This window comes from Aminobacterium sp. EBM-42 (assembly GCF_001896635.1).
In the GTDB taxonomy this organism is placed as follows: domain Bacteria; phylum Synergistota; class Synergistia; order Synergistales; family Aminobacteriaceae; genus Aminobacterium; species Aminobacterium colombiense.
Map to the genome: position 1 here is coordinate 1 of NZ_MPPC01000018.1, position 24,968 is coordinate 24,968.

23 protein-coding genes are annotated in these 24,968 nt (G+C 44.2%); 18 read left to right on the top strand and 5 right to left on the bottom strand.

The genetic code is table 11. From position 1 onward, the window contains the following. Positions 1 to 142: 142 nt before the first annotated feature. Positions 143 to 931 carry an SIR2 family NAD-dependent protein deacylase gene (locus tag BUC50_RS05410; protein WP_013047804.1) on the bottom strand — a complete coding sequence of 263 codons (789 nt, stop codon included), beginning with the start codon at positions 929 to 931 and terminating at the stop codon, positions 143 to 145. 119 nt (positions 932 to 1,050) lie between these two features. Here BUC50_RS05410 and BUC50_RS05415 point away from each other — a divergent pair, with 119 nt between their 5' ends. The 9 genes from BUC50_RS05415 to BUC50_RS05455 all read left to right on the top strand — a co-directional run bounded on the left by BUC50_RS05415 (position 1,051) and on the right by BUC50_RS05455 (position 10,876). Next, positions 1,051 to 2,421 carry a uracil-xanthine permease family protein gene (locus tag BUC50_RS05415; protein WP_013047805.1) on the top strand — a complete coding sequence of 457 codons (1,371 nt, stop codon included), beginning with the start codon at positions 1,051 to 1,053 and terminating at the stop codon, positions 2,419 to 2,421. A gap of 427 nt (positions 2,422 to 2,848) precedes the next feature. Further along, positions 2,849 to 3,514, top strand: coding sequence for an HlyD family secretion protein (locus tag BUC50_RS05420; protein ID WP_286677216.1), 666 nt, complete (start codon positions 2,849 to 2,851; stop codon positions 3,512 to 3,514). Positions 3,515 to 3,543: 29 nt separating this feature from the next. Beyond that, entirely contained in the window at positions 3,544 to 4,029 is a 486-nt protein-coding gene (locus BUC50_RS05425; RefSeq protein WP_273015411.1) for an efflux RND transporter periplasmic adaptor subunit, read from the top strand. A gap of 9 nt (positions 4,030 to 4,038) precedes the next feature. Continuing rightward, positions 4,039 to 7,083, top strand: coding sequence for an efflux RND transporter permease subunit (locus BUC50_RS05430; RefSeq protein WP_273015410.1), 3,045 nt, complete (start codon positions 4,039 to 4,041; stop codon positions 7,081 to 7,083). Between the two features lie 183 nt (positions 7,084 to 7,266). Beyond that, positions 7,267 to 7,632 carry a desulfoferrodoxin gene (locus tag BUC50_RS05435; RefSeq protein ID WP_013047808.1) on the top strand — a complete coding sequence of 122 codons (366 nt, stop codon included), beginning with the start codon at positions 7,267 to 7,269 and terminating at the stop codon, positions 7,630 to 7,632. A 3-nt stretch (positions 7,633 to 7,635) separates the two neighbouring features. Continuing rightward, positions 7,636 to 8,154: a ferritin gene (locus BUC50_RS05440; protein ID WP_013047809.1), complete on the top strand. Its 519-nt coding sequence runs from the start codon at positions 7,636 to 7,638 to the stop codon at positions 8,152 to 8,154. A gap of 97 nt (positions 8,155 to 8,251) precedes the next feature. Next, positions 8,252 to 8,776, top strand: a complete 525-nt coding sequence (locus BUC50_RS05445; protein ID WP_013047810.1) for a flavin reductase family protein — start codon at positions 8,252 to 8,254, stop codon at positions 8,774 to 8,776. Positions 8,777 to 8,817: 41 nt separating this feature from the next. Further along, a complete protein-coding gene (locus BUC50_RS05450; protein WP_013047811.1) occupies positions 8,818 to 10,026 on the top strand; it encodes an FprA family A-type flavoprotein in 1,209 nt (402 codons plus the stop codon). After that, positions 10,007 to 10,876: a TIGR02757 family protein gene (locus tag BUC50_RS05455; protein ID WP_013047812.1), complete on the top strand. Its 870-nt coding sequence runs from the start codon at positions 10,007 to 10,009 to the stop codon at positions 10,874 to 10,876. Before BUC50_RS05450 ends, BUC50_RS05455 begins: the two co-directional genes overlap by 20 nt. Here the strand turns inward: BUC50_RS05455 and BUC50_RS05460 are convergent. Next, positions 10,857 to 11,879: an asparaginase gene (locus BUC50_RS05460; protein ID WP_273015409.1), complete on the bottom strand. Its 1,023-nt coding sequence runs from the start codon at positions 11,877 to 11,879 to the stop codon at positions 10,857 to 10,859. The genes BUC50_RS05455 and BUC50_RS05460 overlap by 20 nt on opposite strands. Before the next feature lie 24 nt (positions 11,880 to 11,903). Next, complete coding sequence (locus tag BUC50_RS05465) at positions 11,904 to 13,190, bottom strand: MFS transporter (RefSeq protein WP_013047813.1); 1,287 nt, start codon at positions 13,188 to 13,190, stop codon at positions 11,904 to 11,906. Between the two features lie 128 nt (positions 13,191 to 13,318). On the opposite strand from BUC50_RS05465, the gene BUC50_RS05470 reads away from it, so the two are divergent. From BUC50_RS05470 to BUC50_RS05510, 9 genes are all read left to right on the top strand, one after another. After that, a complete protein-coding gene (locus BUC50_RS05470) occupies positions 13,319 to 13,825 on the top strand; it encodes a deoxycytidylate deaminase (protein ID WP_013047814.1) in 507 nt (168 codons plus the stop codon). Between the two features lie 22 nt (positions 13,826 to 13,847). Further along, entirely contained in the window at positions 13,848 to 14,423 is a 576-nt protein-coding gene (locus tag BUC50_RS05475; RefSeq protein WP_013047815.1) for an HDIG domain-containing metalloprotein, read from the top strand. 91 nt (positions 14,424 to 14,514) lie between these two features. After that, on the top strand, positions 14,515 to 15,150 hold the full coding sequence (locus BUC50_RS05480; RefSeq protein WP_013047816.1) for a response regulator transcription factor: 636 nt from the start codon (positions 14,515 to 14,517) through the stop codon (positions 15,148 to 15,150). Continuing rightward, positions 15,147 to 16,559 (top strand): sensor histidine kinase, encoded by a 1,413-nt coding sequence (locus BUC50_RS05485; RefSeq protein ID WP_013047817.1) that lies wholly within the window; start codon positions 15,147 to 15,149, stop codon positions 16,557 to 16,559. Before BUC50_RS05480 ends, BUC50_RS05485 begins: the two co-directional genes overlap by 4 nt. Continuing rightward, positions 16,556 to 18,166: an MBL fold metallo-hydrolase RNA specificity domain-containing protein gene (locus tag BUC50_RS05490; protein ID WP_013047818.1), complete on the top strand. Its 1,611-nt coding sequence runs from the start codon at positions 16,556 to 16,558 to the stop codon at positions 18,164 to 18,166. The genes BUC50_RS05485 and BUC50_RS05490 overlap by 4 nt, the downstream gene beginning before the upstream one ends. Before the next feature lie 83 nt (positions 18,167 to 18,249). Beyond that, positions 18,250 to 19,731 carry a hypothetical protein gene (locus BUC50_RS05495; protein WP_286677217.1) on the top strand — a complete coding sequence of 494 codons (1,482 nt, stop codon included), beginning with the start codon at positions 18,250 to 18,252 and terminating at the stop codon, positions 19,729 to 19,731. A gap of 38 nt (positions 19,732 to 19,769) precedes the next feature. Beyond that, positions 19,770 to 21,053, top strand: coding sequence for a tyrosine--tRNA ligase (gene tyrS, locus BUC50_RS05500; protein WP_013047820.1), 1,284 nt, complete (start codon positions 19,770 to 19,772; stop codon positions 21,051 to 21,053). 209 nt (positions 21,054 to 21,262) lie between these two features. Continuing rightward, positions 21,263 to 22,057 carry a lysophospholipid acyltransferase family protein gene (locus tag BUC50_RS05505; protein WP_286677218.1) on the top strand — a complete coding sequence of 265 codons (795 nt, stop codon included), beginning with the start codon at positions 21,263 to 21,265 and terminating at the stop codon, positions 22,055 to 22,057. Between the two features lie 49 nt (positions 22,058 to 22,106). After that, complete coding sequence (locus BUC50_RS05510) at positions 22,107 to 23,027, top strand: hypothetical protein (protein ID WP_013047822.1); 921 nt, start codon at positions 22,107 to 22,109, stop codon at positions 23,025 to 23,027. A gap of 42 nt (positions 23,028 to 23,069) precedes the next feature. Here BUC50_RS05510 and BUC50_RS05515 read toward each other — a convergent pair whose 3' ends face one another. Next, on the bottom strand, positions 23,070 to 23,723 hold the full coding sequence (locus BUC50_RS05515) for an amino acid ABC transporter permease (protein ID WP_013047823.1): 654 nt from the start codon (positions 23,721 to 23,723) through the stop codon (positions 23,070 to 23,072). Between the two features lies 1 nt (position 23,724). Then, entirely contained in the window at positions 23,725 to 24,501 is a 777-nt protein-coding gene (locus BUC50_RS05520; protein WP_013047824.1) for an amino acid ABC transporter ATP-binding protein, read from the bottom strand. Between the last annotated feature and the right edge of the window lie 467 nt (positions 24,502 to 24,968).

The window sequence follows — 24,968 nt, forward strand, 5'->3', positions numbered from 1 at the left end:
ACACCCCAAATCGCCTTCGAAAACCCCGGATATTCAATAAATTCCATAAAGACAACGCAAAAATCAGACCTGATCACTCTTCCGAAAACCAAGGGGGTAAATGAACACTAAAATAGTAGTATGACCCAACGTTAATGGCAACTCATTTTCTCTTAGGATTGCCTTCTATATTTGACAATTCCACTTCTAGAGCGTTAAAAAATTCATCGATATCGTATTTCCCATGGATAAAAATCCTTCCAGGGCTCAGATAGTCGTGAGATATCTCTCCTTTGTTGATCACAACTATCTTTCCTGAACACATAGATGGGAGATAAGCTGCTGGAGTTACCGTCAGGGACGACCCCACGACAAAAAGAATGTCTGCATTTTTTATGAGGGTCTGACATTCATTGAGATACTTTACATTTTCACCAAAGAAAACGACATCAGGCTTAATAACACCTTTACAGATATCACAAAGAGGGACCTTTTCTTTAAGAACCTTGTGGAAAGAAGTTTTATAATCATATTCTTGACCGCATCGGGTGCAGAAGCTTTGCCACATGCTGCCATGAATTTCAAATACTTTTTCCGAACCTGCTTTTTGATGCAGAGCATCGATGTTTTGTGTAATAATCCCCTTAAGCAGCCCACCCTTTTCCATGTTAGAAAAAAAATAATGGGAAAATGTGGGTTGTATCTCATTAATAGTCTTTAGAAACTCTCGGTGGAATTCATAAAAGAATGACGGATTTTGATAAAAATAATCAATATCGAAAATAAGTTCAGGATCAGTTTTCATTTTTTTTCTATAAATGCCATTTGGGCCTCTAAAGTCAGGGATGCCCGCATTTGTTGACATACCAGCTCCGCTTAAAAGGACCACTTTTCGAGAAGAGAGTAAAACCTCTGCACAACGTTTAACATCAAACATAAAATCTTTATCCATAAGACCACCTCCGTGTGTTTTTATTATATCTTAAAAAAACTTGCAAGTTAATGAAAATTTTATGCAACCGATTGCCCTTTTTGATACAATGTCGCCAGTATAAAAATGGAGGTGTTACGATGGCTAGCAAAAACCTGATTTACGGGGTGGATGACAAACCTCCATTCCCGATTATGGTGTTAGCAGGATTTCAACACGTTTTAACGTTATTTGGCGCTACTACTCTTGTCCCTCTTATTTTTGGCCCAGCCATGGGGATGACGACGGCAGAGATTGGCTTTTTTATTTCTTGCGTTTATTTAGCTATGGGTATTGCCACCCTTATTCAGACCCACCCCAGGTTGGGATCAGGTCTTCCCATTGTTCAAGGTTCCAGTTTCAGTTTTATCCCTCCAATTATGACTATTATTGCAGCTTATGGCGCAGCGGGCCCTGCCGCGGTAATGCAGCATGTAGGAGGTGCCCTTATCGCAGGAGGGATTCTTCTTTCGATCATCGGTTATAGTAGAATAGTAGGGGTTATTAGAAAAGTCATTACCCCTATAGTTATAGGCCCCACGATCATGGCGATCGGGTTTTCTTTGGCTCCAGTTGCCATTCAGGGTAATGCGGCCAATTATTGGCCCATTTCATTGATTGTTGTTGTGTGTGTATTCTTTTTCAGTCTTATGAGTAAAAATAAATATTTCAACATATTTGCTATCCTTGCCTCTATAAGCATTGCTTATCTAGCAGCCTTAGCAGGTTCTCTTCTAGGCTTTTTCCCAAGCGAACATCCTGCTTTTATAAATCTAGCCAGTGTGGCGGATGCTCCCTGGTTCCGTTTCACTGGTATTATGCCATGGGGTTTGCCAAAGTTTGATATCCTTTCCTTTGGGGCCATAATTGCTGGGTTCTTTGCCGTAATGATTGAATCCATTGGAGATTATCACTCTTGCTCCTATGTGGCGGGGTTGCCAGATCCCGCACCAGCCACCATTAATAGAGGGATTGGAGCGGAAGGGCTCAACTGTGCGATCGCTGGGGCGCTTGGAGCTGTAGCCACCACATCCTACACAGAGAATATTGGACTTATAGGACTTACAGGTGTGGCTTCTCGATGGGTAGTTCGCACAGGCGCCATTCTCCTTATCCTTATGAGCTTTGTAGGAAAGATTGGTGCCCTCATCGCAACGATTCCAAGTCCTGTTATTGGCGGTGCTTATATTGCCCTTTTTGGCATTATCGGAGCTCTTGGTATCCAGATTCTTCTTCGGGCGGACATGACTAGCCAACGGAACGTTCTCATTGTAGGTTTTGCCTTTCTTATGGCTCTAGGTCTCCCTGGGTGGGTGGAAGCTCAAAAAGATGCATTCTTTTCTATTGGTATTATAGGTCAGGTTCTCTGGGCCATTATGAAAACGCCCATGGCTGTCGCAGGTATTTGTGCGGCATTTTGGGATAATGTTATCCCAGGAACATTAAAAGAGCGGGGACTTTCAGCGCAGTAGCAATCTTTTGAAACGCTGCTCTTACAAAAAATTGTTTACATGTTAAAAAAGCCCAACCTGAAAAAAAGGTTGGGCTTTTGCGTTATAAAGAAAGCAAAAATAATTTTAATCACAAAAGAATGGGATCGTATCGAGAAGGAAGAAGATTGGGTGATTTTTTGTTTTTGTATACCCTATTTTTTGAAGATTTATTTTAAAATAAAAGAGTATAAATTTCTTGTTTTTTAAAATTAACAGAATGGAATTACAAAACGAATATACGAGGTTGCGTTACTGGTGGTTGACCCTGTTATAAATTAATACGATGAGAAGATAGAGGTGAGAGATAATGAGATTTAAAAGACTATGGGGCGTGGCTGCCATCCTTATTGTTGTTGGAGGTTTTTTCCTTTTATCGAATAGAAAAGAGGAACAAAAAGAGAAGGTTGTGGAAAAAATCGCTCGTCCTGTAAAATATATAACCCTTTCTGCCCCAGACGTTGTTTTACGACGCGTATTTCCAGGTAAAGTCCTTGCCTCAAAGACAGCAGATCTCTCTTTTAGAGTGTCAGGTCCTCTTATTGAGTTACCAGTGAAGAAAGGTGAACCTATAAATAAGGGCGATCTTGTTGCCCAAATAGATCCTCGAGATTTCAAAGTTCAATTGATGAATGCTCAGAGCGCCCTGAATAATGCTAAAGCACAGCTGTCTGCTATGAGAGCTGGAGCAAGAAGAGAAGAAATTTCGGCTTTATCTTCTCAAGTTGCTTCGGCGAAAGCCAAATTGGCAGAGGCAGAAGCAGATTATAAAAGGATGGAACGCTTATTTAAGGAAGGAGTTGTTGCTCAAGTAGATTTAGAGCGGTCAAAAACAACCTATGAGGTGGCGAAAGGGGAAGTGAATGCTGCTAGTCAGGAACTTCAGAAGGCAAAAAGTGGTGCTAGGGCTGAAGACATTGCGGCGATGGAAGCTACTATACAGGGGTTAGAATCTCAAGTTCAAGCTGCTCAAAGTGCCTTGGATGATACAGAACTCAAAGCTCCTTTTAAAGGTATTATTGCTGCTCGATATGTGGACAATTTTCAAAGCGTGCAAAGGACCAACCGATTGTAAGTTTACAAAATCTGGAAGAGGTTGAAATAGTGATCTCTATTCCAGAACAGGATATTATGAAATTTCGTTTAAATACTTCTTTAGGAGTATCTTCGTCTTTTGAGGCAGCACCCAACACTCAATACTCTCTTGTCTTTAAGGAGATATCTACAGAAGCCGACCCACAAACACAGACGTATGCAGTTACATTCACGATGCCTTACCCGAAGGACATAGTTGTTTTGCCAGGTATGACTGCGAATGTTGAATTTACTGGGCAAAACGGGGCCCATGAGGTTAAAGGATTTGCAGTCCCTTCTATAGCCGTTGTTCCAGGAGAGGGAACAACGCATTTCCTTTGGATTATCAATGAAGAAACCATGACGGTTCATAAGGTGGAAGTATATATTCATTCGTATCAAGGCGATATGGTCATTGTTGGTGGGAATATTACAGTTGGAAATCGTGTCGTTACGGCTGGAGTGAATTATTTAGCCGAAGGGGATCCAGTAACGTTCCTTTCTCCTAACGAGTAGAGGCCTATTATGAATATTGCAGAATATTCAATTCAAAAGAGATACGTGACGTGGTTTTTTACAGTTTTTTTGATTATAGGTGGAGTTTTTGCCTATAAAGGATTAGGAAAACTGGAAGATCCTGCCTTTACTATTAAGACCGCAGTAGTTACCACTGCTTATCCAGGAGCTACGCCAAAAGAAGTGGAGGAAGAGGTAACGGAAGTTATAGAACGGGCTGCTCAACAGATGGGACAAGTGGATAAGGTCCGGTCTCTTTCTCAGGAAGGCGTTTCTCTTGTGTATGTAGATATTAAAGATACGTATACAGCAAAAGATTTGCCTCAAATATGGGACGAGTTACGACGGAAAATAAATGATGTTCAAGAGCATTTGCCACCAGGAACAAGTCGTTCTTTAGTTAACGATGACTACGGAGATGTATATGGAGTTTATTTTGCCCTTACTGGCGAAGGATATTCTTACAGAGAACTTGAAGATTTTGCCGATTATCTGCGTAGGGAGTTGCTCCTTGTTCCTGGGGTTGCAAGTGTTGAAGTGACAGGCATACAAAAAGAGGCTATTTATGTAGAAATTTCCAGAACGAAACTTAGTCAGCTCGGTATCTCTATGGGAGAACTTTTTCAAGTTCTCAAAGCTCAGAATTTCGTGGTTCCATCGGGGAAAGTGAGAGCGGGGGCAGAGTATATTCGCATAACTCCAACTGGGGAGTTTTCTTCTGTCGAACAAGTAGGGGCGTTACTTCTTGCATCTTCCTCGAGGGTGCTGATCCGTTTAGATGACATAGCTACAGTTACTCGTAATTATATAGAGCCGACACGGGCAATTATGCGTTATAACGGAAGTCCTGCTGTTGGAATCGGTATCTCCAACGTAGAAGGTGGCAACGTTATTGCTATGGGAGAAGCCATAAAGAAGCGGCTCAAGGAACTAGAGCCGCAGACTCCTATCGGCATGAATTTAGGGCTTATTTACTACCAGTCGGATACAGTTCAAAAGGCAATTAATAACTTTTTATTAAATCTTCTGGAAGCTCTGAGTATAGTTATTGCCATATTACTTATATTTATGGGTTTCCGCAGTGGGATGCTTATTGGCGGGGTATTGTTGCTTACAATTTTTGCCACTTTTATCGCAATGAAACTTGTGAGGATAGATCTTCATAGTATTTCTCTTGGAGCATTGATTGTAGCTTTGGGAATGCTAGTGGACAACGCCATCGTTGTTGCTGATGGCCTTCTTGTGCGGATACAAAGTGGTGAGGATAGAATATCTTCTGCCGTGGGTGTTGTGACTCAAACTCAATGGCCTTTGTTGGGAGCTACTTTTATTGCTGTTATAGCTTTTGCTCCTATTGGCCTGTCCCCAGATAGCACAGGGGAGTTTTGCCAAAGCCTTTTTCAGGTGGTGGGGATTTCCTTGATTATAAGTTGGGTGCTTGCCGTTACCGTTACTCCTGTAGCCGGTGTGCGTTTTTTAAAAACTTCAGCAAAAGCAGAAATTCCCTACGATACAAAACTTTATAGGGTGTATAGAAGATTTCTCAAGGCGTGTATTCGTAAGAGAAAGGTAACAATATTGGTTATGGTTTGTTTGCTTGGTTCTGCTCTCATAGGCTTTACGTTTGTGGATCAATCTTTTTTCCCAAGCTCCTCAAGCCCCCTTTTTACAGTGGAATTTTGGCGTCCTCGGGGTGCTTATATAGAAGAGACCCAGAGAGAGGTAGAAAAAGTTGAAGCTTTTATTTTGAAACAGCCAGAGACAGTTTCTGTAGCAAGCTACGTGGGACAGGGAGCCCTTCGTTTTATTCTCACCTATACGCCAAGTGATTCTTCTGATAGTTATGGACACTTGATAGTGGAAGCTAAGGATTTGAAATCAGCAGAGTCTTTACGTCGTAAACTGGGAAATTTCATGAATATAGAAATGCCAGATATCGACCCCAGGGTTCGTTCCTTTAGTAAAGGAACAGGGGGAGGTGCAAAAATACAGGCGAGGTTTACGGGGGACGATCCTCGTGTTTTACGACGTCTAGGAGAAGAAGCTTTTTATATGATGAGGAACGCCCCCGATTCGATGAACATCCGGAGCGACTGGGGAGAAAGGGTCAAGGTTATTCGTCCCGTACTTGATGAGGTGCGAACCCGACAAGCTGGTTTAACACGGCAAGATGTAGCATCGGCCCTTGAGATGTCCTTTTCGGGTATACAAGCAGGCTTATACAGAGAGAGGGATAAACTCCTCCCTATTATAGCTAGATTGCCTAAAGCGGATAGGGCGAGACTGGGGGCACTTCCAGAAGTAGAAGTGTGGAGCCCCCTTATGAGAAAATATATAGCCTTAACTCAGATTACAAAAAGCATTGATACCATAGCTGAAGACCCCGTTATTTATAGGCGAAATCGTATGAGGACTTTTTCTGTAGAGTGTGATTCCCGTTCTGGGAAAACAGGTCTTTTATTTGCTCGTATAAAGCCCGAACTGGAAAATATTTCTCTTCCTTTAGGATATAGCCTCAGTTGGGAAGGCGAGTATGAAAGTTCTCAAAAAGCTCAAGGTGGACTTGTGGGGATGATTCCTATTGCTTTTTTAGCCATGGTCGCTATATTAGTTGTTCTTTTTAACGGGTTTAAACAACCCATTATGATCCTTCTTTGTCTCCCCTTGTCCATTATTGGTGTAACGGCGGGATTACTTCTTTTTCATAAATCTTTTGACTTTATGGCTCTCCTGGGATTCTTGAGCCTTGCTGGCATGCTCATAAAAAATGCCATTGTGCTTATTGATCAGATCGATCTCGAAATACGGGAAGGAAAAGAGGGCTTTTCAGCTATAGTGGATTCGGCTATGAGTCGTGCTCGTCCTGTTCTTATGGCAGCTATGACCACGGTTTTAGGTATGATCCCTCTTTATTTTGATATTCTCTTTTCTGCTCTGGCAGTTACTATTATGTTTGGCTTGGCTTTTGCCACGGTTTTGACGTTAATTATCGTACCAGTTCTTTACTCTGTTTTTTTAAAAATTCCTGTTTTTAAAGACGAAAATGTTAGGTAGATCTGTCTTTCTGAATTTGACAAATATACCCATATTCCGTATATTATTAATGAATACATTAAGTTTAGCGACTCGGTAGGATATAGCTGTGATAATAATGTTATAATCAAAGAGAATTCTACTGAAAAGGTATACAGTTTTTACTATCTCAAACACAAAAATCATACAAGAGGAGGAATGACGATGACGAAGAGGTTAGAAGTATATAAGTGTGATTTATGTGGCAATGTTGTGGAAGTGCTTCATGCCGGAGCAGGACAACTTGTTTGCTGCAATCAGCCTATGAAACTTTTAGAGGAACAGACGGCCGATGCTTCGACGGAGAAACATGTGCCAGTTATTGAAGGATCAAAAGTTAAGGTAGGAAGTGTTCCCCATCCTATGAAACCTGAGCATTACATTGAATGGATAGAAGTTATTTCAGGGGATAAAATTTACCGTCAATTCTTGAATCCAGGAGATGCTCCTGAAGCTGAATTTCATGAAATTACGCCAGAATTAAGCAGAGAATATTGCAATATACACGGACTATGGAAGGCAGGGAAGTAGACTATGATATCAAAGAAAATGCAGGACGCTATTAACGATCAGATCAATGCAGAGCTCTATTCAGGTTATTTATATTTAGCAATGGCAGCTTATTTTGAGGAGCAGAACCTCATGGGGATGGCCAATTGGATGCATGTGCAGGCCTTTGAAGAGCAGACCCATGCCATGAAATTCTACCACTATGTTGTTGAGCGTGGGGGAAGAGTTAAGCTTCAGGCTATTGCAGAACCTCCTTTTGAGTGGAAATCCCCCATGGATGTTTTTAAGGGAGCATTGGATCACGAGCGTTATGTAACAAGACGTATTAATGACCTTGTTGACTTGGCTATTGAAGAGAGAGACCACGCCAGCCAGATTTTTCTTCAGTGGTATGTTACGGAACAGGTTGAAGAGGAAGCTCATGCCGAAGAGATCATTCATAAGCTGGAGTTTGTCTCTGATTCGAAACATGGCCTCTATATGCTTGATAAAGAGTTGGGAGCTCGGGGGCAGACACCGTTCTCTACTGAATCAGAAGACTAATTTATCGTTAACCTTATAGATAAGAGATATCGAAGCGAAGGGGCAGGGGCAGAAGGTGCTCATGCCCCTTTATTATAAAAAGGGAAGGGGAAATACAATGAATAGTATTGATCCCAGAGCTCTTTTCTCTTTAAGTTACGGAGTATATATATTAAGTACGGAATTTGAGGGTAAGAAAAACGGACAGATTATAAATGCTTTGATACAGGTGACAAGTGATCCAATTTGCATAGCGGCATGTCTTCACAAAGATAATTACACTACAGAATTGGTTGAGAAAAGCCGTCGCTTTTCAGTTTCTGTATTAGAAGAGAGTGTGCCCCTGAAATTTATAGGCATATTTGGTTTTCATTGCGGCCGTGATTTTGATAAGTTTAATGCCTGCTCTTATATCACAGGTTCCACAGGACTTCCGGTGGTTACTGACTTTACTCTTGCTTCTGTAGAAGCCAAAGTCCTTTCAGTCATAGATGTATATACCCACAAACTTTTTATTGCTCAAGTTGAGGCCGCTAAAGCCTTGAAGGAAGGAAAACCTTTGCTCTATGCAGATTATCACTCTATTAAAAAAGGGAAATCGCCGGAGAAAGCTCCTTCATCCATTTTTAATGTGCTAAAATAAAGCTCTTTACATGAGGCATAGAACGGGAGGTTGAAATAGGAATGATACCGCTTGAGATCAAACCGGGTGTATTCTGGACAGGGGTTCTGGATTGGACGTTGAGAGATTTTCATGGGTACTCTACAGAAAAAGGTTCCACTTACAATGCTTATATTGTGAAAGGTTGTGATAAAGTAGCTCTTTTCGATACAGTTAAGACTACTCATTACGAAGAATTTATCGAAAGAATCGAGGAAGTAACGAATCTGGAGGAAATAGATTATATTATTGTAAGCCATGCAGAGATGGATCATTCTGGTAGTCTTCCTATGGTTGTGGATAGAGTCAGGCCTGAGAAGATATTTCTTTCAAAACCCTGTAAAGACGCTCTCATAGAACATTTTGGAGACATTGTAAAAAGCTGGCCGTTACATGTAGTTGCTACAGGGGATGAGATTTCCCTTGGGGGTAAGACAGTTTCTTTTATAGAAGCTAGGATGCTTCATTGGCCAGATAGCATGTTTTCATATATAAAGGAAGACCGCCTGCTTATTTCCAACGATGGATTTGGACAGCATTATTCTACGAGTGCGCGTTTTGATGATGAAGCAGAGTGGGGAGAGCTTATGGATCAAACCGCCAAGTACTATGCAAACATTTTACTCCCCTATTCTTCTCTTATGCTTAAAAAACTTGATGAAATAGCAGGCATGAACATAGAAATAGACATGATTGCCCCAGATCACGGTATTATATGGAGGAGTCGCGTCCCTGAAGTTCTTTCTGCCTATAGGAGATGGGCAGAAGGACTTTGTAAGGATAAGGCAGTGGTGGCGTATGATACCATGTGGCATAGCACAGAGACAATGGCCCGATATGTTGCTGAGGGACTTATGAATAAAGGAATTGAAACAGTAGTGATGGATTTACGGGTAGTACATCACAGTGATGTGATGACTGAAATACTGGAAGGGAGAGGCCTGGTGCTCGGATCCCCCACCCTGAACACAGGGTTTTTGCCTCGCATGGCTGATCTCATCTGTTATGCGAAGGGGTTGCGCCCTATAAATAAAGTAGGGGCAGCCTTCGGGTCCTATGGTTGGGCTGGTGAATCGGTTAGGCTGTTAAATCAGGAGCTGGAAGCAATGAAGATCAAGATCGCCCATCCGGGGATAAAAGTAAAATATGTACCTCGAAAAGAGGATCTCAAAGAATGTTACGCTATGGGAGAAGCTATAGCAGAAAAAATCTATGAAACAAACAAAATATAAAACGGTAGCGCCTGCATTCGGGGGACCTTTTTCCCCCGAATGCTACAGACAGGTTTTGGAAGAAATTTATATAACCTATACCCGTCCAGATCTGATTCACCCTGATCCTGTGGAATTTCCTCGCCGCTATTCTGACAAGGTAGACAGGGAGATAGCGGCTCTCATTGCTTCTTCCCTTGCCTATGGACGGGTGCAGCAGATTCATCGCAGTGTCGAGCGCGTTTTATCACCAATGGAGCATGCCCCTGGTTCCTTTCTTCTTTCAGCTTCGCAAGATGCGCTAGAAGAGCTTTATTATGATTTCAGACACCGTTTTACTTCTGGAAGAGAGCTCATTTCTTTTCTCAAGGGCGTGAAAAGACTCCTTATACGTTTTGGTTCTCTTGAAGAGTGTCTTGCCCACTGTATTGCTGCACAGAATGAGAGGAATGTTTTTAAGGGGATAACAGCCTTCGCCGAAAACCTAAAAGAAGCGGCTGGAGGGGCAAGTTCTCTCCTTGCTTCCCCAGCTGACGGAAGTGCCTGTAAACGTTTTTTCCTGTTTCTTAAATGGATGGTACGTCATGATAGCGTTGATCCCGGAGGCTGGACAGTCCTTTTACCCAAAGACATCTGCGTTCCGGTAGATACCCATATGCATAAAATAGGCAGATCTCTCAATTTCACCATACGGAAGCAGGCTGACCTAAAAACTGTAATGGAAATCACCCGTGCCTTTCAGATCATATCACCCCTTGATCCGGCTCGGTACGATTTTGCCTTGACTCGTTTTGGAATCCGCGCAGAGCTAGAGATTTCCGACCTCATCAAACGATGTTCAGACGGTGTTTCTATTCACCACCAAGGGTGATCTCATCACAGATATTGGTATGGAGCCATTCCGGGATCTCATAGGGTTTTAGGTGGGGGAGTAACACCATAAGTTTTGTAATAATGGCTTCACGGGTCATATCTTTTCCAGAAATCACTCCCATTTTGAGGGTTTTTCTTCCTACTTCGTATACATTAAGATCCACACCTCCATATACACACTGTGTTGCGATGACCACAGGTATGCCCTTGTTCTGAGATAGTTTGAGAGGCGGCAACAAACTTTCCCCAAGGTAGGGGACTCCTCCTAAGCCAAGGGCCTCTATAACAATGGCCCTTGGTTCCATGTTCACAATATACTCCAGATATCGGGCATGGAAGCCGGGAAATAGTGTTAATAGAAATACAGATGTTTCAAACTCAAAGCCTTGGCTGGTATCTCTCAAAAAGGGAGGGGACGAGCCTGGCTTGGGTGTATGGGTTAAAAAAACCCTTCCCTGTTCGATATATCCGAGATGGGGGTAATTAATACTTGAAAATGCCGTATAGTCGCGGCTCAATATTTTTTGAGAGCGGGGGCCGTGGATCAGCTGGTTTCCAAAAGAAATGGCAACGCCTTTTTTCTTTTCCTCAGACAAGGCACGTGCAAAAAGAAACGATGTATAGATGTTATCTGCGGCATCAGTTCCAGATACTGTTATTGGCTGCATTGAACCTGTAAGGATCACCGGTTTTGTAAAACTTGGAAGCATAAATGAAAGGGCAGAAGATGTATAGGCCATAGTATCGGTGCCGTGAAGAATAATAAATCCGTCATACTGCTTTTCCTGTTCGAGAAGGAACATAGCGATGCGTTTCCAGTCGAGAGGGGACATATTCGAGCTGTCCTTTGAAAGGAGGTCGTGAACATCTACCTTCCCAAATTCTTGTAGAGCAGGTATGTACCTTAACAGCTGATTTCCGGTCAAAACAGGCGCAAGTCCTTCTTCGCCCTGCTCTGAAGCGATGGTACCACCAGTTGAAATTACAAGAAAACGGTTCAAAACCAGCACCACCTTTCTCTGAATTTATTGTAGGGAGTTTTGCTGTGATACATTTTTGATCCCCCGGTGGACGTCAACTTTTATAAGAAGTAGCCCTCCGACAATAAAAGTAGTTGCGACGACAGCTACACCCATACGGCTTGATCCTGTGATGTGTGTGATAAGGCCAAAAATAGCTGGTCCTATAACCCCAGCGAACTTGCTTGAGATGTCATAGAAACCGAAAAACTCCGCGCTTCGAGATGGAGGAAGCAAGCTTGCGTACAGGCTTCTGCTCATTGCTTGCGTTCCCCCTTGTACCGTTCCGACGGCAAAGGCTAGAATCCAGAAATGCCAGGCCTGGGATAAGAAGAAAGCTCCAAAAGAGATGGCAGTATAACCGGCAAGTCCCATTAGAATTGTTTTTTTACTTCCGATTCGGGCCGCAAGCCGTCCAAAGAAAAGGGAGAATGGAACGCCAACAAATTGGGTTAAAAGAAGGGCTCCTACTAGATGAGCCATTGATATGCCAACATTTGCCCCATATATAGCAGCCATTCTTATCATGGTCCCAACCCCGTCATTGTAGAACCAGAAGGCAACGAGGAACCTGAATAAATCTTGGTACTGACGTATTTCAGAGAAGGTTTCCCGTAGTCGTAAAATAGCCTCTCCAGCAATACTTTTACGCCGTCTGACAAGAAGGGTCTTTGCAGGAGGCTCAGGTATAAAGATGAGGATGGGAAGAGAGAACGCTCCCCACCAGAGAGCTACAGATAGAAAAGACAGTCTTGGGCCGAGGGTTCCTGGGAGTAACCAGATCATCGCCAGGTTGATGGCAAGGAGCACCCCTCCACCTAGATATCCAAATGCATACCCTTGTGAAGAGACCATGTCCACCTGATCAAGGGGGACAATGTGGGGCAGAAGAGAATCGTAAAAGATCATAGAGGCAGAGAATCCTATAGTTCCAAGGGCCATTAATACGAGGGCAGATTGCCAATGGCCGTAATCCACAAAAAAAAGACCGGCAGAAGCCAGGACACCCAAGAGAGTGAAGATGGTAAGCATCATTTTTTTCTTTCTGACCATGTCGCCTATGGCGCCAAGAAAAGGAGCAGCCACAGCGCAGCAGAGAAGAGCAGATGCGGAAGTGTAGCCCCAAAAGGCAGTGGGAAGACTCCCTTTCAGAAAAGGAGCGGCTATTTCTCTGAAATAGACGGGGAGCACTGCTGCCATAATAGTTGTTGCAAAAGCTGAATTGCCTACATCGTACAGGCACCATGAGGCTACTTTTCGATCTCTTGGGATGATCAGCCTGAATTTTTCCACAATGTCCCACCTCTGATCGCAATATAACAATATAATTGATAGTACCATAGGGTAAGGTGGCAGTGGTGAGATCTATTGAATGATATAATGTCGATTAATTGAAAACTTAAAACATTATGGAGGCCATAATGACATTCATTCGTCCCGATTGGGATTCATACTTTATGATGATAGCTGCGGTAGCGGCTACGAGGGGAACATGTTTGCGACGAAAAGTAGGCGCAGTCATAGTAAGAGACTTACAGATTATAAGTACGGGATATAATGGAGCGCCCAAGGGCCTGCCCCATTGTTCTGAAGTTGGGTGTCTACGGGACAAGCTAGGCATTCCCTCAGGTGAACGGCATGAAATCTGCCGTGGGTCCCATGCGGAAATAAACGCAATCGCCCAGGCCGCGGCTGTAGGAACCCGCACAGAAGGAGCGGTGCTCTATTGTACCCATGAGCCATGTTCCTTCTGTACAAAAGCTATTATTAATGCAGGCATACGGCGGATAGTATTTGTTTATCCCTATCCTGATGCTCTGGCCTCAGAAATGCGCTCTCAGGCATCTTTAGAAGTATGTCAGCTTTCAGAAAAAGTGTTTCAGGAGATGGATCTGGCTCTCAAAGCCTTCTTACAACAAAGAGGCTAAAACGCTGAGGAGGGAAGGAAATATGAAGTTTACTCGGGAACAGGCATTGGCACATTTGAGAGAATACAACAAAGATGAATCCCATATTAAACATGCTTTGGCTGTAGAGGCTGCCATGAAGTATTTTGCAAGACAGTCTCAAGAAGATGAAGAGAAATGGGGCATTGTTGGTCTTCTTCACGACATTGACTGGGAACACACAGAACAGGCCCCAGAGAAGCACACCCATCTTGCTGCCTTGTGGCTTAAGGAAAAGGGATATGCTGATGATATCATTCGTGCCGTGCAGGCCCACGGATGGGGGTTGACGTCTGATGTGGAGCCCCACACCCTTATGGAAAAAACACTTTTTGCCGTAGATGAATTGACGGGGCTTATTATAGCGGCAGCCCTAGTCCGTCCATCAAAATCCCTTCAGGATTTGCAGGTAAAATCAGTAAAGAAGAAGTGGAAGGATAAGGCCTTTGCAAGAGGGGTGGATCGCGATGTCATTCAAAAAGGTGTTGATATGCTCGATATGAGTCTTGATGAAATGATCGATGGGGTTCTTGAGGCCCTTCGCCCAATAGAGGAGGAGTTGGGTCTCGGTATAGAATAGCGTAGTGAGAGTTCAGTCACTTCGCGGATTGTCAAATAAGGTCGATTCGCTATGATAGGAGCGATACAATTAAGACCTTGGAGGGAAAAGCATGACGATACGTGTAGTATTGGCGGATGATCATCCCCTTACCAGAGCTGGTCTCTCAGCTTATCTTCAGCAAGAAAATTCCATAGAGCTTGTTGGTGAGGCAGAAGATGGCGAAAAGGCATGGGAGCTTATTGTTGATCTCAAACCTGATGTAGCTCTGCTTGATATTCGGATGCCCGGAGAAGACGGTGTTTCTATCGCCCGGCGTATAAAAGAAGAGAAACTTCCTGTAATTCCGGTGATGCTTACATCCTATGATGCTCACCAGTATGTTGTAGCGTCTCTTCGCGCGGGAGCTAGAGGCTTTATACTGAAAACGTCTACTCCCCAGGATCTGATTAGAGCTATCCAGACCGTAGTGCAAGGTGGGCTCTACCTTGATTCGGAAGTGGCAACAGTTGTAGGAGATCGGGAACTTGTGCCTGAATCTCTCTCTGCACGGGAAAGGGAGGTCCTTGTATTGGCATCAAAAGGACTTTCGAGCAAAGAGGTGGCAGCGGAACTTTTTATCAGCGAAAGAACGGTGCAAACCCATCTTGCTTCTATTTACGATAAACTGGGAGCAAGAAATAAAACGGAAGCCTTGCTTCTAGCGTTGAAGTATGGTGTGGTCACTCTTGAGGAATTACTGGAATGAGGCGACACCTGCTATTAGTTCTTGTTTTAGCTGTAACACTCCCCACCATGGCAGTCCTTATCGTTTCAAGTTTTGCCATGATCCATCAGGAGTGGGCGATGGAAGCTGTGACGCGATCATATGTGGAGGATCTGGCGGAAAATGTAGCATCATGGCTTAACCTGGATACGCCTATGTGGGGGGGCGACTCTTTTGCCTCTCTAATAAAAAAATTAAGGGTCTTTTCGTGGGGGCCGTCATTACCTGGATGGGTGGCAGTGGTGACTGCTGATGGAAAGATCCTTATGGCCTCTCCAGGTGTAAGCAACCTTGCGGCTATCTGGGATCCTCGCATCCCAATAGGGAAGGCCGTGGAAGTCAGAGATCGCAAGGGGGATAGGTACACCATAGCAGTCTACCCCCTGGATGGAGGCAATCATCTTGTTATTGCCGCGGTGGCATGGCGCCAGCTCATTGGCCCCATGCTCAGATTTGGCCATATCTGGCCTGTTCTGATAGTGCTGATGACTCTTACGAGCCTTATCGCCGTATGGGCAATGTGGCGTTGGCTCATTCTTCCTCTTAAAAAAATGGTGACGGAGGTTGATATCCTGGCCTGGGGTAAGGAATTGCCCGAGGCCGATGATCCCCAGGCAGTTTTTGAACTTGGTCGGCTTCGCAGGGCCCTTTACCGGTTGGCAAAAACAGCTATCGAGCGTGACGATCTTCGAAACCGTTATGTCCACGATGTGGTGAGTGTGCAGGAAGAAGAGAAAAAACGGATTGCTCGAGACATCCACGATGGGCCGCTGCAGGATATTACCGCCATGATTCAGCAGATGCGTCTTTTCAATATGAATCATCATTGCCCTCCTAAAGAGAGCAGGCATTTAAAATTGGCAGAAGAAGCGGCTCAGATAGCAGTGAGAGATCTACGAGAACTATGCGATGAGCTTTCTCCTCCATGGCTTGATCTTGGCCTTGAACATGCACTTACCGAGCTAGCTGATAGACTGGCAAGGCATAATGGTATAGAAATAACGGTAGAAGTGGAAGAGCAGCTTTTTATGCCTTCAGAAGTGGTCTTAGCTTTTTTTAGGATCTTTCAGGAGGCAGTTTCCAATGCGGTCCGTCATGGCAAAGCCACAGAAGTCCATGGGGATGTATCTCTTATAGATTCTTCTACGGTGTCGTTTGAAATACGAGATAATGGAAAAGGATTCGAGCCTTACAAGAGCTACGAGGAACTTCGTATACAGGGTCATAGGGGGCTTGCCAACATTATGGAACGTCTCACCACCCTTCACGGGGAGTTTGAAGTCAAATCCGCCCCAGGAAAAGGTGCAGTACTACGATGTCTTGTCCCCATACCAAAAGATAATGAGGAAAACCAGGAAGGGAGGCAGCCCCGTTCAGGGCGCACTAAATGAGATTAAAAGTACTCGGAGCAGCAGGAGAAGTAACGGGTTCCAATTATCTGATCGAATGCGGCACAAGCCGCATCCTGGTTGATTGTGGCATATATCAGGGGAAGGGGGACGACGAAAAGAATAGGGCGCAATTTGACTTTGTTCCATCGAGCCTTAATGCTGTGGTACTTACCCATGCTCACATGGATCATTCGGGACGAGTTCCTCTCCTAGTACAACAGGGATTTAAAGGTAAGGTCTGGGCAACCCTTCCCACAGTAGAATTGGTTAATGTTCTCTGGCAGGACTCTGTCCGATTAATGAAAGAAGAAGCGGAATGGAAGACAAGAAAGAATGAAAGAAAAGGCTTGCCCCCGGTGGAACCCCTCTATAGGGAAGAAGATGCTCAAAAAGCAGCCCAGCTTCTTACCGCGGCAACCTATGACGATAAAATAGAGGTGGCGCCAGGTATTTCCGTGCGTTTTCGAGATGCAGGACACATTTTGGGAAGTGCTATTATAGAAATTTGGGCCCAGGAAGACGGTAAAGAAGTAAAAATAGTTTTCAGTGGAGATCTAGGTCCTCAGGAAACTGTTATGGAGCGCAATCCCGCTATTATTTCCAGGGCTGACTACGTGGTGATCGAGTCTACCTATGGAGACCGCCTTCATAAGTCAAACAAGGAAACTCGTGAAGAATTCAGACAAGTAATAGCCCATGCTCTAAAATCCAGGGCTAAAGTTATGATCCCCACGTTTGTCGTTGACAGGGCACAACGTCTACTGTATGAACTGATGCTTTTACAGAAGGACGGGATATTGAGAAACAACATTCCCATTTTCTTTGACTCTCCTATGGGTGTTAAAGCGACAGAAATTTATAACAAGCATCTCAGTCTGTTCTCCAGGGAAATACAGCAGCATGTTAAAGAAGGGTACGATCCCTTTACGCCTGAACAGCTTCACTATGTAGAAAGTGTTGCTGATTCCCGCCGCATCAATGATATTAAGCACGCTATCGTTATGGCGGGAAGCGGCATGTGCAACGGAGGACGTATTGTGCACCATCTGAAGCATGGAGTGTGGGATCCGAGCAACAGAATCATCTTTGTAGGATATCAGGCTAAAGGAACATTGGGACGCCGCATGGTGGATGGCGAGAAAACCCTTCGAATCGCGGGGGAAGAAGTTACAGTCAATGCCCAGCTTCATACTATTAATGGGTTTTCTGCCCACGGAGACAGAGACGACCTTTTAACCTGGGCGGACAACTTTGAAACAGACCCTGTCTTTTTTGTCACCCATGGCGAACCTAAGTCATCTCAAGCCCTGGCTCTTGCTTTGCAGAAGAAAAACCATAGGGCCGTTGTACCTATTGCGGGGGAAGAGTTTGAACTGACTCCACAAAAAGATATTACAACGTCGGTCATTGCTCCTGTCTATCTGGAGAAGAGAGGCTACGAAGAACTGAATACCCTACTCTCTAATATTTCAGGCCTGGCAGCCTCTATTCGTACCAAAACTGATAGTGTAGAGAATCCGGATCTTCTCGTTCCTCTTTTGGAGTCAACCATTATCCTATTGGAAACGGCGAGTCAGAAGGCCGGAGTTGTTGAAGAAAAAGAATGATACTGTTTGTTCGTCTGGATTTTAGGGGCTTTTGAGCTTATGATACATCAGTAGTTTGATTTTTATCGCAGGGAGGGAATACGATGCGGAAAGGGCTATTTTTCTGGGGAGGCTTTATACTATGCTTTGCAATCATCGGCCTCGCCATATTCTTTATGGGCAAACAGCCGGAACAGCGAGCTATTACCGAGCCTATTCCAATTCCTGAACCATCAGCTCCATATGTCTACCTCGAAGGGAAAGGCGATGTTTTTGACTTTGACCTCCCGGAAGAGCTGGTTAAAGAAACAAGTCAGGCAAGGCCTTTTTTACTTGCTGTTCAGGGATTTTCTCCAGTCCTTTCCTATTCCCAGCAAGGCGCGAGTCTTATAACGTGGGAAAGCAACCAGCCCCATCTTTACGGATCGGCGCTTTTTAGCCTGGCTACAACGCAGAGTTTGGAAAATGGGGAATTCCCCCAAGAATGGAAAGAGATTGAGGAGCAGATTTCAATAACTAAAGAGGAGGATGGTTCTGTTGTTTTGATGGGGAGCAGCGGAATGCCTCCACTTTATGTCCACATAGATGGCGGGCTCACCCTTTTATCTACTTCCAGAGAAGGGTTGAATCTGATGAAAGACGTGCTGAACAATACGAAAGATAAACTTGACATGAGTTGGAAGGTTTCTGCTGACTGGGCTAGCCATTTTCGTTTCTATGACGGGGGCATATTTTCTCAGCTCCTATCCCTTGATGGTGTGGAAGTATCTCTTGTCCCCTTTACATTTGACGCGGCATGGAATGAAAATGAGGAAAAAGGCGAACTTCGATGGAAAACAACTGGCATAGAGGGAGTCATACCGGCACCTATACTGGAAAGGCTTTCTCCCATTCGGTGGGACAATCGAATAGTTGTGCCAGAACCTCTAATGCTGGCAGGCGGTCTTAATGTTCCTGATGTGGCCCATATGGATATAGAACAGGATTTGACAGAAGAGATTCCAGAGGGATTTCCCTTTTCTTCTGAAGAAATTTTAGAATTGTTAAAAGGTCCGCTGTGTGTCACCGTTGGTGGAAGCAGTAAGTTTATTTTCTTTTCCTTGCCTGGTATCCTTCTTCAGTTGCCAGATAGGGGCGTCGCTGGCGTAAAGCTTGTAAATGAGTTCTGGTCGCAAGAGTGGCGAGTGCTTGTGCCATCCATTCAAGGTCTTGAAGGATTTCATGCGGGAGGAACTTCAGATGTCCCCCTTACCGTAGTAGGCGCAGCCAGAGAGGATCTGGCAATTTTTGGAGTTATGCAGAAAGACGAGATACAAGTTGAGAAAAAAATAAGTAGTACTGTGCCAGCCTTGAAAAATAACTCCGAAGCCTTTGCGTGGCTTTACGCTCATGGAGCTCGTCTTGCAGATGCTTTCGACGTGGTGGCCCGGGCGAGTGCCATGGCAAGCAAGCTTGGAAGTGATATTGGCGTAAATGTGGAGGAACTGGCCAGAGGCGCAGAAAAAATACGCAACATCGGTGAGATATCTTTAGTAATGCCCTCCATCAATGAAGGATACATTAGATGGACAGCACCGGAATTATAAAAACTACTTGATTATTTATTGTGGGAGGAAAAGTATCGATGGTTAATGCGTTCCGCGCTCTTCAAGAGCGAGGTCTTGTGGAATGGTGCAGTCATCCGGAAGAACTGGATGAGTTTTTTGAAAAAGAAGAAATGATTACAGCGTACATTGGTTTCGATCCTACGGCAGACAGCCTTCATGTGGGGCACCTTATCCCCATAATGACTCTGAGCTGGCTGCAACGTATGGGGCACAGGCCAATTTGTCTTGCTGGCGGAGGGACAGGCATGATTGGTGACCCCTCCGGCAAGAGTAAAGAGAGAAACCTCCTTTCCCCAGAAGCGGTACGGGAAAACATCAGAGGTGTTAGAAATCAACTCGAACATTTTATGAATTTTAATTGCGGGAAAAACTCGGCCCTCATTGTCAATAACTATGATTGGTTAAAAGACATCTCCTTTCTTGATTTTCTAAGAGAGGTGGGAAAGTTTTTTACTATCAATTACATGGTCAATAAAGAACATGTTAAATCTCGCCTTAACGATCCGGAAAAGAGCATCTCTTATACTGAATTTTCTTATACTCTCCTGCAGGCCTATGACTTCATGCACTTGCTGGAAAAGTATGGATGTAAAATACAGATGGGCGGTAATGACCAACAGGGGAATATTGTGTCTGGCATAGATCTCATTCGCAAACGAAAGGGAGACCAGGCCTATGGATGGACAAACCCCCTTCTCCTCACTTCATCAGGAACGAAGTTTGGAAAAACAGAGGGGGGTGCAGTTTGGCTTGATCCTAAACGGACATCACCCTACCGTTTTTACCAGTTCTGGATCAACACAGAAGATGAAATGGTAGAAAAGCTTTTAAAATTTTTCACATTCCTTCCGCTGGAAGAAATTGAAGAAATTATGAGCAAGCATCTTGCGGCTCCAGAAAAGCGTGAAGCTCAAAAACGGTTGGCCTGGGAGGTTACTTCATTAGTGCACAGTCCTCATGCTGCAGATACAGTGGCGCGGGCTAGTGAAATTCTTTTTGGAGGAGAAATAACCCACGAAGATATGTCTGAAGAGATGATGGAAATGCTGGCAGAGGAAGTGCCCTATGGAACCATCAGCACAGCTCTGCCTCGTTCTCTTGTAGATGTTCTTGTATCTGTTGAAGCATGTAAAAGCAAAGGAGAAGCAAGGCGTCTCATCCGCGGCGGCGGAGTCTATGTAAATGGTGACAGGATAGAAGATGAGAACGGAACTATTGAAAAAACACTCCTTATCGGTGGCCGTCATCTCTTTGTGCGCCTTGGGAAAAAGAGATTTAATCTTATCGAGATAAAGGAATAATATCATTTTCCCCTGATTGGTCATTTAATGATCTGTTGCCGGTCAGTTCTCACGAGGCAACCTTGGATCTTTTTGAGGGGCTTCGTTATGAAGCTCCTTTTCGTTTCTTCTGCTTTCTGTTTTTTATGAGGACGGTGTATAAAGTGAGCGCTGGTTCTTTTTTATTACAAATTTTTCAAAAATTTGTGGCTCCTGGCTGGAGGGCATCTTTGAGTGCTGCTATTTTTGACAACCTCCTTTGTCTCATAGGCCCCAGAAAAAAAGTTGCCCTTGAAAACATGAAAAACACTGTTTTCCCGGATAGTGAGGAGTGGCGTCAAAAGACCCTTGCTGGTGTATATCGGCATATTGCCTGGATGTTGGCAGAATATCTGGTACTTGTGAAGGATCCTTCCTCGGTTCTCGACTGGGTTGTGGAAGTAGAAGGGGAACACATACTGGAACAGCTGGTGCAAGAAAAAAAGGGAGCAATCATACTTACGGGGCATCTTGGGAATTGGGAATTGCTGGCAGCATGGCTCTGTCAAAAAGGGTATCCCCTTTATGCTGTTGTACGGGATCCTGACGACAAAGATGTGGCGAAACTTATAGAATCTTACAGATGCCGCGTGGGCCTTCGCACCCTAAAGAAAAAATCTATTATGAAAGAATCTGTCCGGCTGGCTCAAAATGGAGCTTTTTTAGGACTGCTTTCAGATCAAGATGGCGGTCACACAGGGCTGCCGTCGCTTTTCCTTGGAAAAGAGTGCTCTACAGTCAATGGCCCAGCCGCTATTTCTCTCATGGCTCATGTTCCTATCGTTCCAGTAATTTCTTACAGTATAGCGCCTTTTAGGCATCAGATTATAATATCTTCTCCTTTGACCTTTTCTGGAGTTGGAAAGAAGAAGGAGCAGTTAGAGGGTATGACACGGAGTGTAGATATGACTTTAGAAAAAATGGTGATCCGTCACCCGGAACAGTGGCTTTGGCTTCATCGCCGTTGGCGATCTCGTTTTCCTTGATAACGTTTTTCTCACGTGGTATCCTTTTTAGAGAAAGGAGGGGATATCGGTGATCTATGAGCTCATGTCAAGCGGCAACATTGTCAGACTTCCAGACGCTATGGCAGTGCCTGGCCTACCGAAAACAAAAGCACCCATAGTCGTCGTCCTCCTCCCGTACAATAGGATTTTAATAGGGACGTCATCGTATTTGAATGGCGAAAAATGGGAATGGGGCAAAATTGGAGAAGAGAGACGGGCAGAGGTCTTCTTATATCAGAACCAATCACTGACATTGGCCGTGGAAGGCTTTCATTCCATTTTTTTGAATGATGAAGTGGTATCAGAACTCCGTAAGAGTTTATTGTCACAGCTTGAACTTCCAGGGGATCACATGTCAACAATACTGATCCTTAAGAGGCTCCTGCGGAATGATGTGGCTGATATTATGTCAGGAGAAACCCTAAAAGACGAGCAGTTTGTTTTAGATCTTATAGAGCGAGATTTATCTGTGAAGCAGGCATATTGGGGCATCCGTTTTGCTCTGGCACGTAATGATTATGCGTCGGTTGCCCGCATAAAGACGTGGATTAAAAGTGTTGGGAATCTTTTTGATGAAGTGGGTCAGGCTATGCAAATGTGGTTTTCTCTCACAGATCTTCCAGGGGGGAAGGAAATGGCAGAGCTAGAAGGCCTGTCTTTTACTCTCGATGATCTTCAACGAATGAACTCCCAGAGATCCAGGCCTGTTGTTCTTTTCAGCCGGACAGGGTACTTGGTTCTTTCGGAGCAATCCCTGGAGAAATCAGAAACCATATTTCGAATATGGCTTTTCCTTCCTCTTCATTTGTGGAACGAGCTCAGAGAAAAAAGGAAACTCTCTATACGTGAAATCGTGTCAGCTTCATGGGGTTATATAGACGCAAGGGACGCCATGAGGGAAATGGAATATTACGGAAAGAAAACACAAACTACAACATCGCCGAATTAAAGGGCCGGGGAGGAAATTATCCCCGGCCTTCCTTTTTATTTTTTAATGGACTTGCCACCGTTTTTCTATAAGCTGAAGAGCAATGCTTGTAAAGCTGGTAAGACACAGATAGATCAGTCCTACCATAATAAAGGTTTCAAAAGAGGCGTATGTAACGCTTCGAACCTGCTGTCCCACCATGGTCAATTCCGCAATGGCCAGCGTCGACAGCAGCGATGATTCTTTGATAAGGGTTACAAATTCATTCCCCAAAGCCGGCAACATGTTCCGTATGGCCTGCGGGAGAATAATATGGCGCATGGTCCCCAGATAGGAAAGGCCAAGAACCTTTGCGGCTTCCCACTGCCCTTTGGGAACAGCCTCTATGCCCCCGCGGACAATTTCCCCCACATACCCTGCCGAATTAATAGAGAGACCAATGATCCCTGCTGTAAAAGCGGGGAGGTTGATGCCAAGGGAAGGCAATCCAAAATAAATCAAAAAGAGCTGTATGAGCAGTGGAGTGCCCCGTATAACGTAAATATATGCCGCTGCCAGCCCCTTAATTGGCTTAACCGGAACTACTCGAAGGGCTCCAATTAAAATTCCCATGATTGAACCAAGGGTAACGGCAAGAATGGAAGCTTTAACTGTGAAAACAGCTCCCGTCACGAACATATGCCAATAGGGAACTATAGAGGAGAAGTCAAGCATCATTTCAGCACGCACCTCCTTCTTCCTTTGTGAGGTCTTCACCAAAATGAACAAGCATTCGTTGTAAAAAGGCCTGAGTACGTGGATGAGCAGGTTTGACCATAATGTCTTGGGGCGAGCCCTGTTCTACAATATTCCCATCGGCCATAAAGATAATTCTGTCAGAAACATCTTTTGCAAAAAGCATTTCGTGAGTAATAATCACCATGGTCATGCCTGTTTCAGCAAGCTGGGCAATAACTTCGAGCACTTCTCCCACGAGTTCGGGGTCAAGGGCGCTTGTAGGCTCATCGAAAAGCATGATCTTAGGCTGCATGGCAAGAGCTCGCGCAATTGCTACCCGTTGCTGCTGTCCACCAGAAAGCTGGCTTGGCTTAGCGTATACCTTGTCCCCGAGGCCTACTCGCTCGAGAAGCCGAATAGCTAGATCTTCCGCTTCCTTTTTTTTCATCCCCTTGGCCTGGATAGGGCAGAGTGTGATATTATCAAGAACTGAAAGATGAGGGAAAAGATTAAATTGTTGGAAAATCATTCCTACGAGGGTTGCGACTTCTTTATTTGAATGTTTCCCATTATCGACTCGTTGGCCGTAGAGGTAGATTTCTCCATCGTTAATGTCCTCGAGACGGCATATGCACCGTGCTAAAGTGCTTTTTCCTGATCCGCTAGGGCCAATGACTGAAACAACTTCACCTTCGCCCACGGTCATGGATACGCCCTGTAAAACGTGAAGATTTCCAAAGGATTTATGTAAATTCTTAACTTCGATTGCACTTTGCAACAATCGTCACCTCCTATTAGTCGCGGGAATTATAACTCAACTTTAGGTTACTGGCAAACATTTTTTTGAAAAAAAATTAAAAAATAAGATTATATAATCTAGCCGCAGTAAATTTACCCTTCTAAAAAGGGGAAATAAGCCATAAAAAAAGGGGCCAGCGGCCCCATGATTTGATTTACCTTAAGACTCTATTGTATCCTTATTCTATGAATCGTAACGGCAACGGTATAATTCCTGATTCAGGTCTGACATCTCGTTAGAGAAGGAGTCACTCTGGTCGTTTAGGTGCTTCGCGCGAATACTCTTAGAGCTCTCTTTTGCTTTTTTCATCTCCACTGCTGTTCCACCTCCTGAAAAACATTAAATCCGAACCATTTGACTACTGACCCTTATTGGTACGGACCAAACAAAGTCATTTTAGCATGGAAAAAAGGAAATGCAAAGTTCAAAAAGTTTTTTGTAAAGGG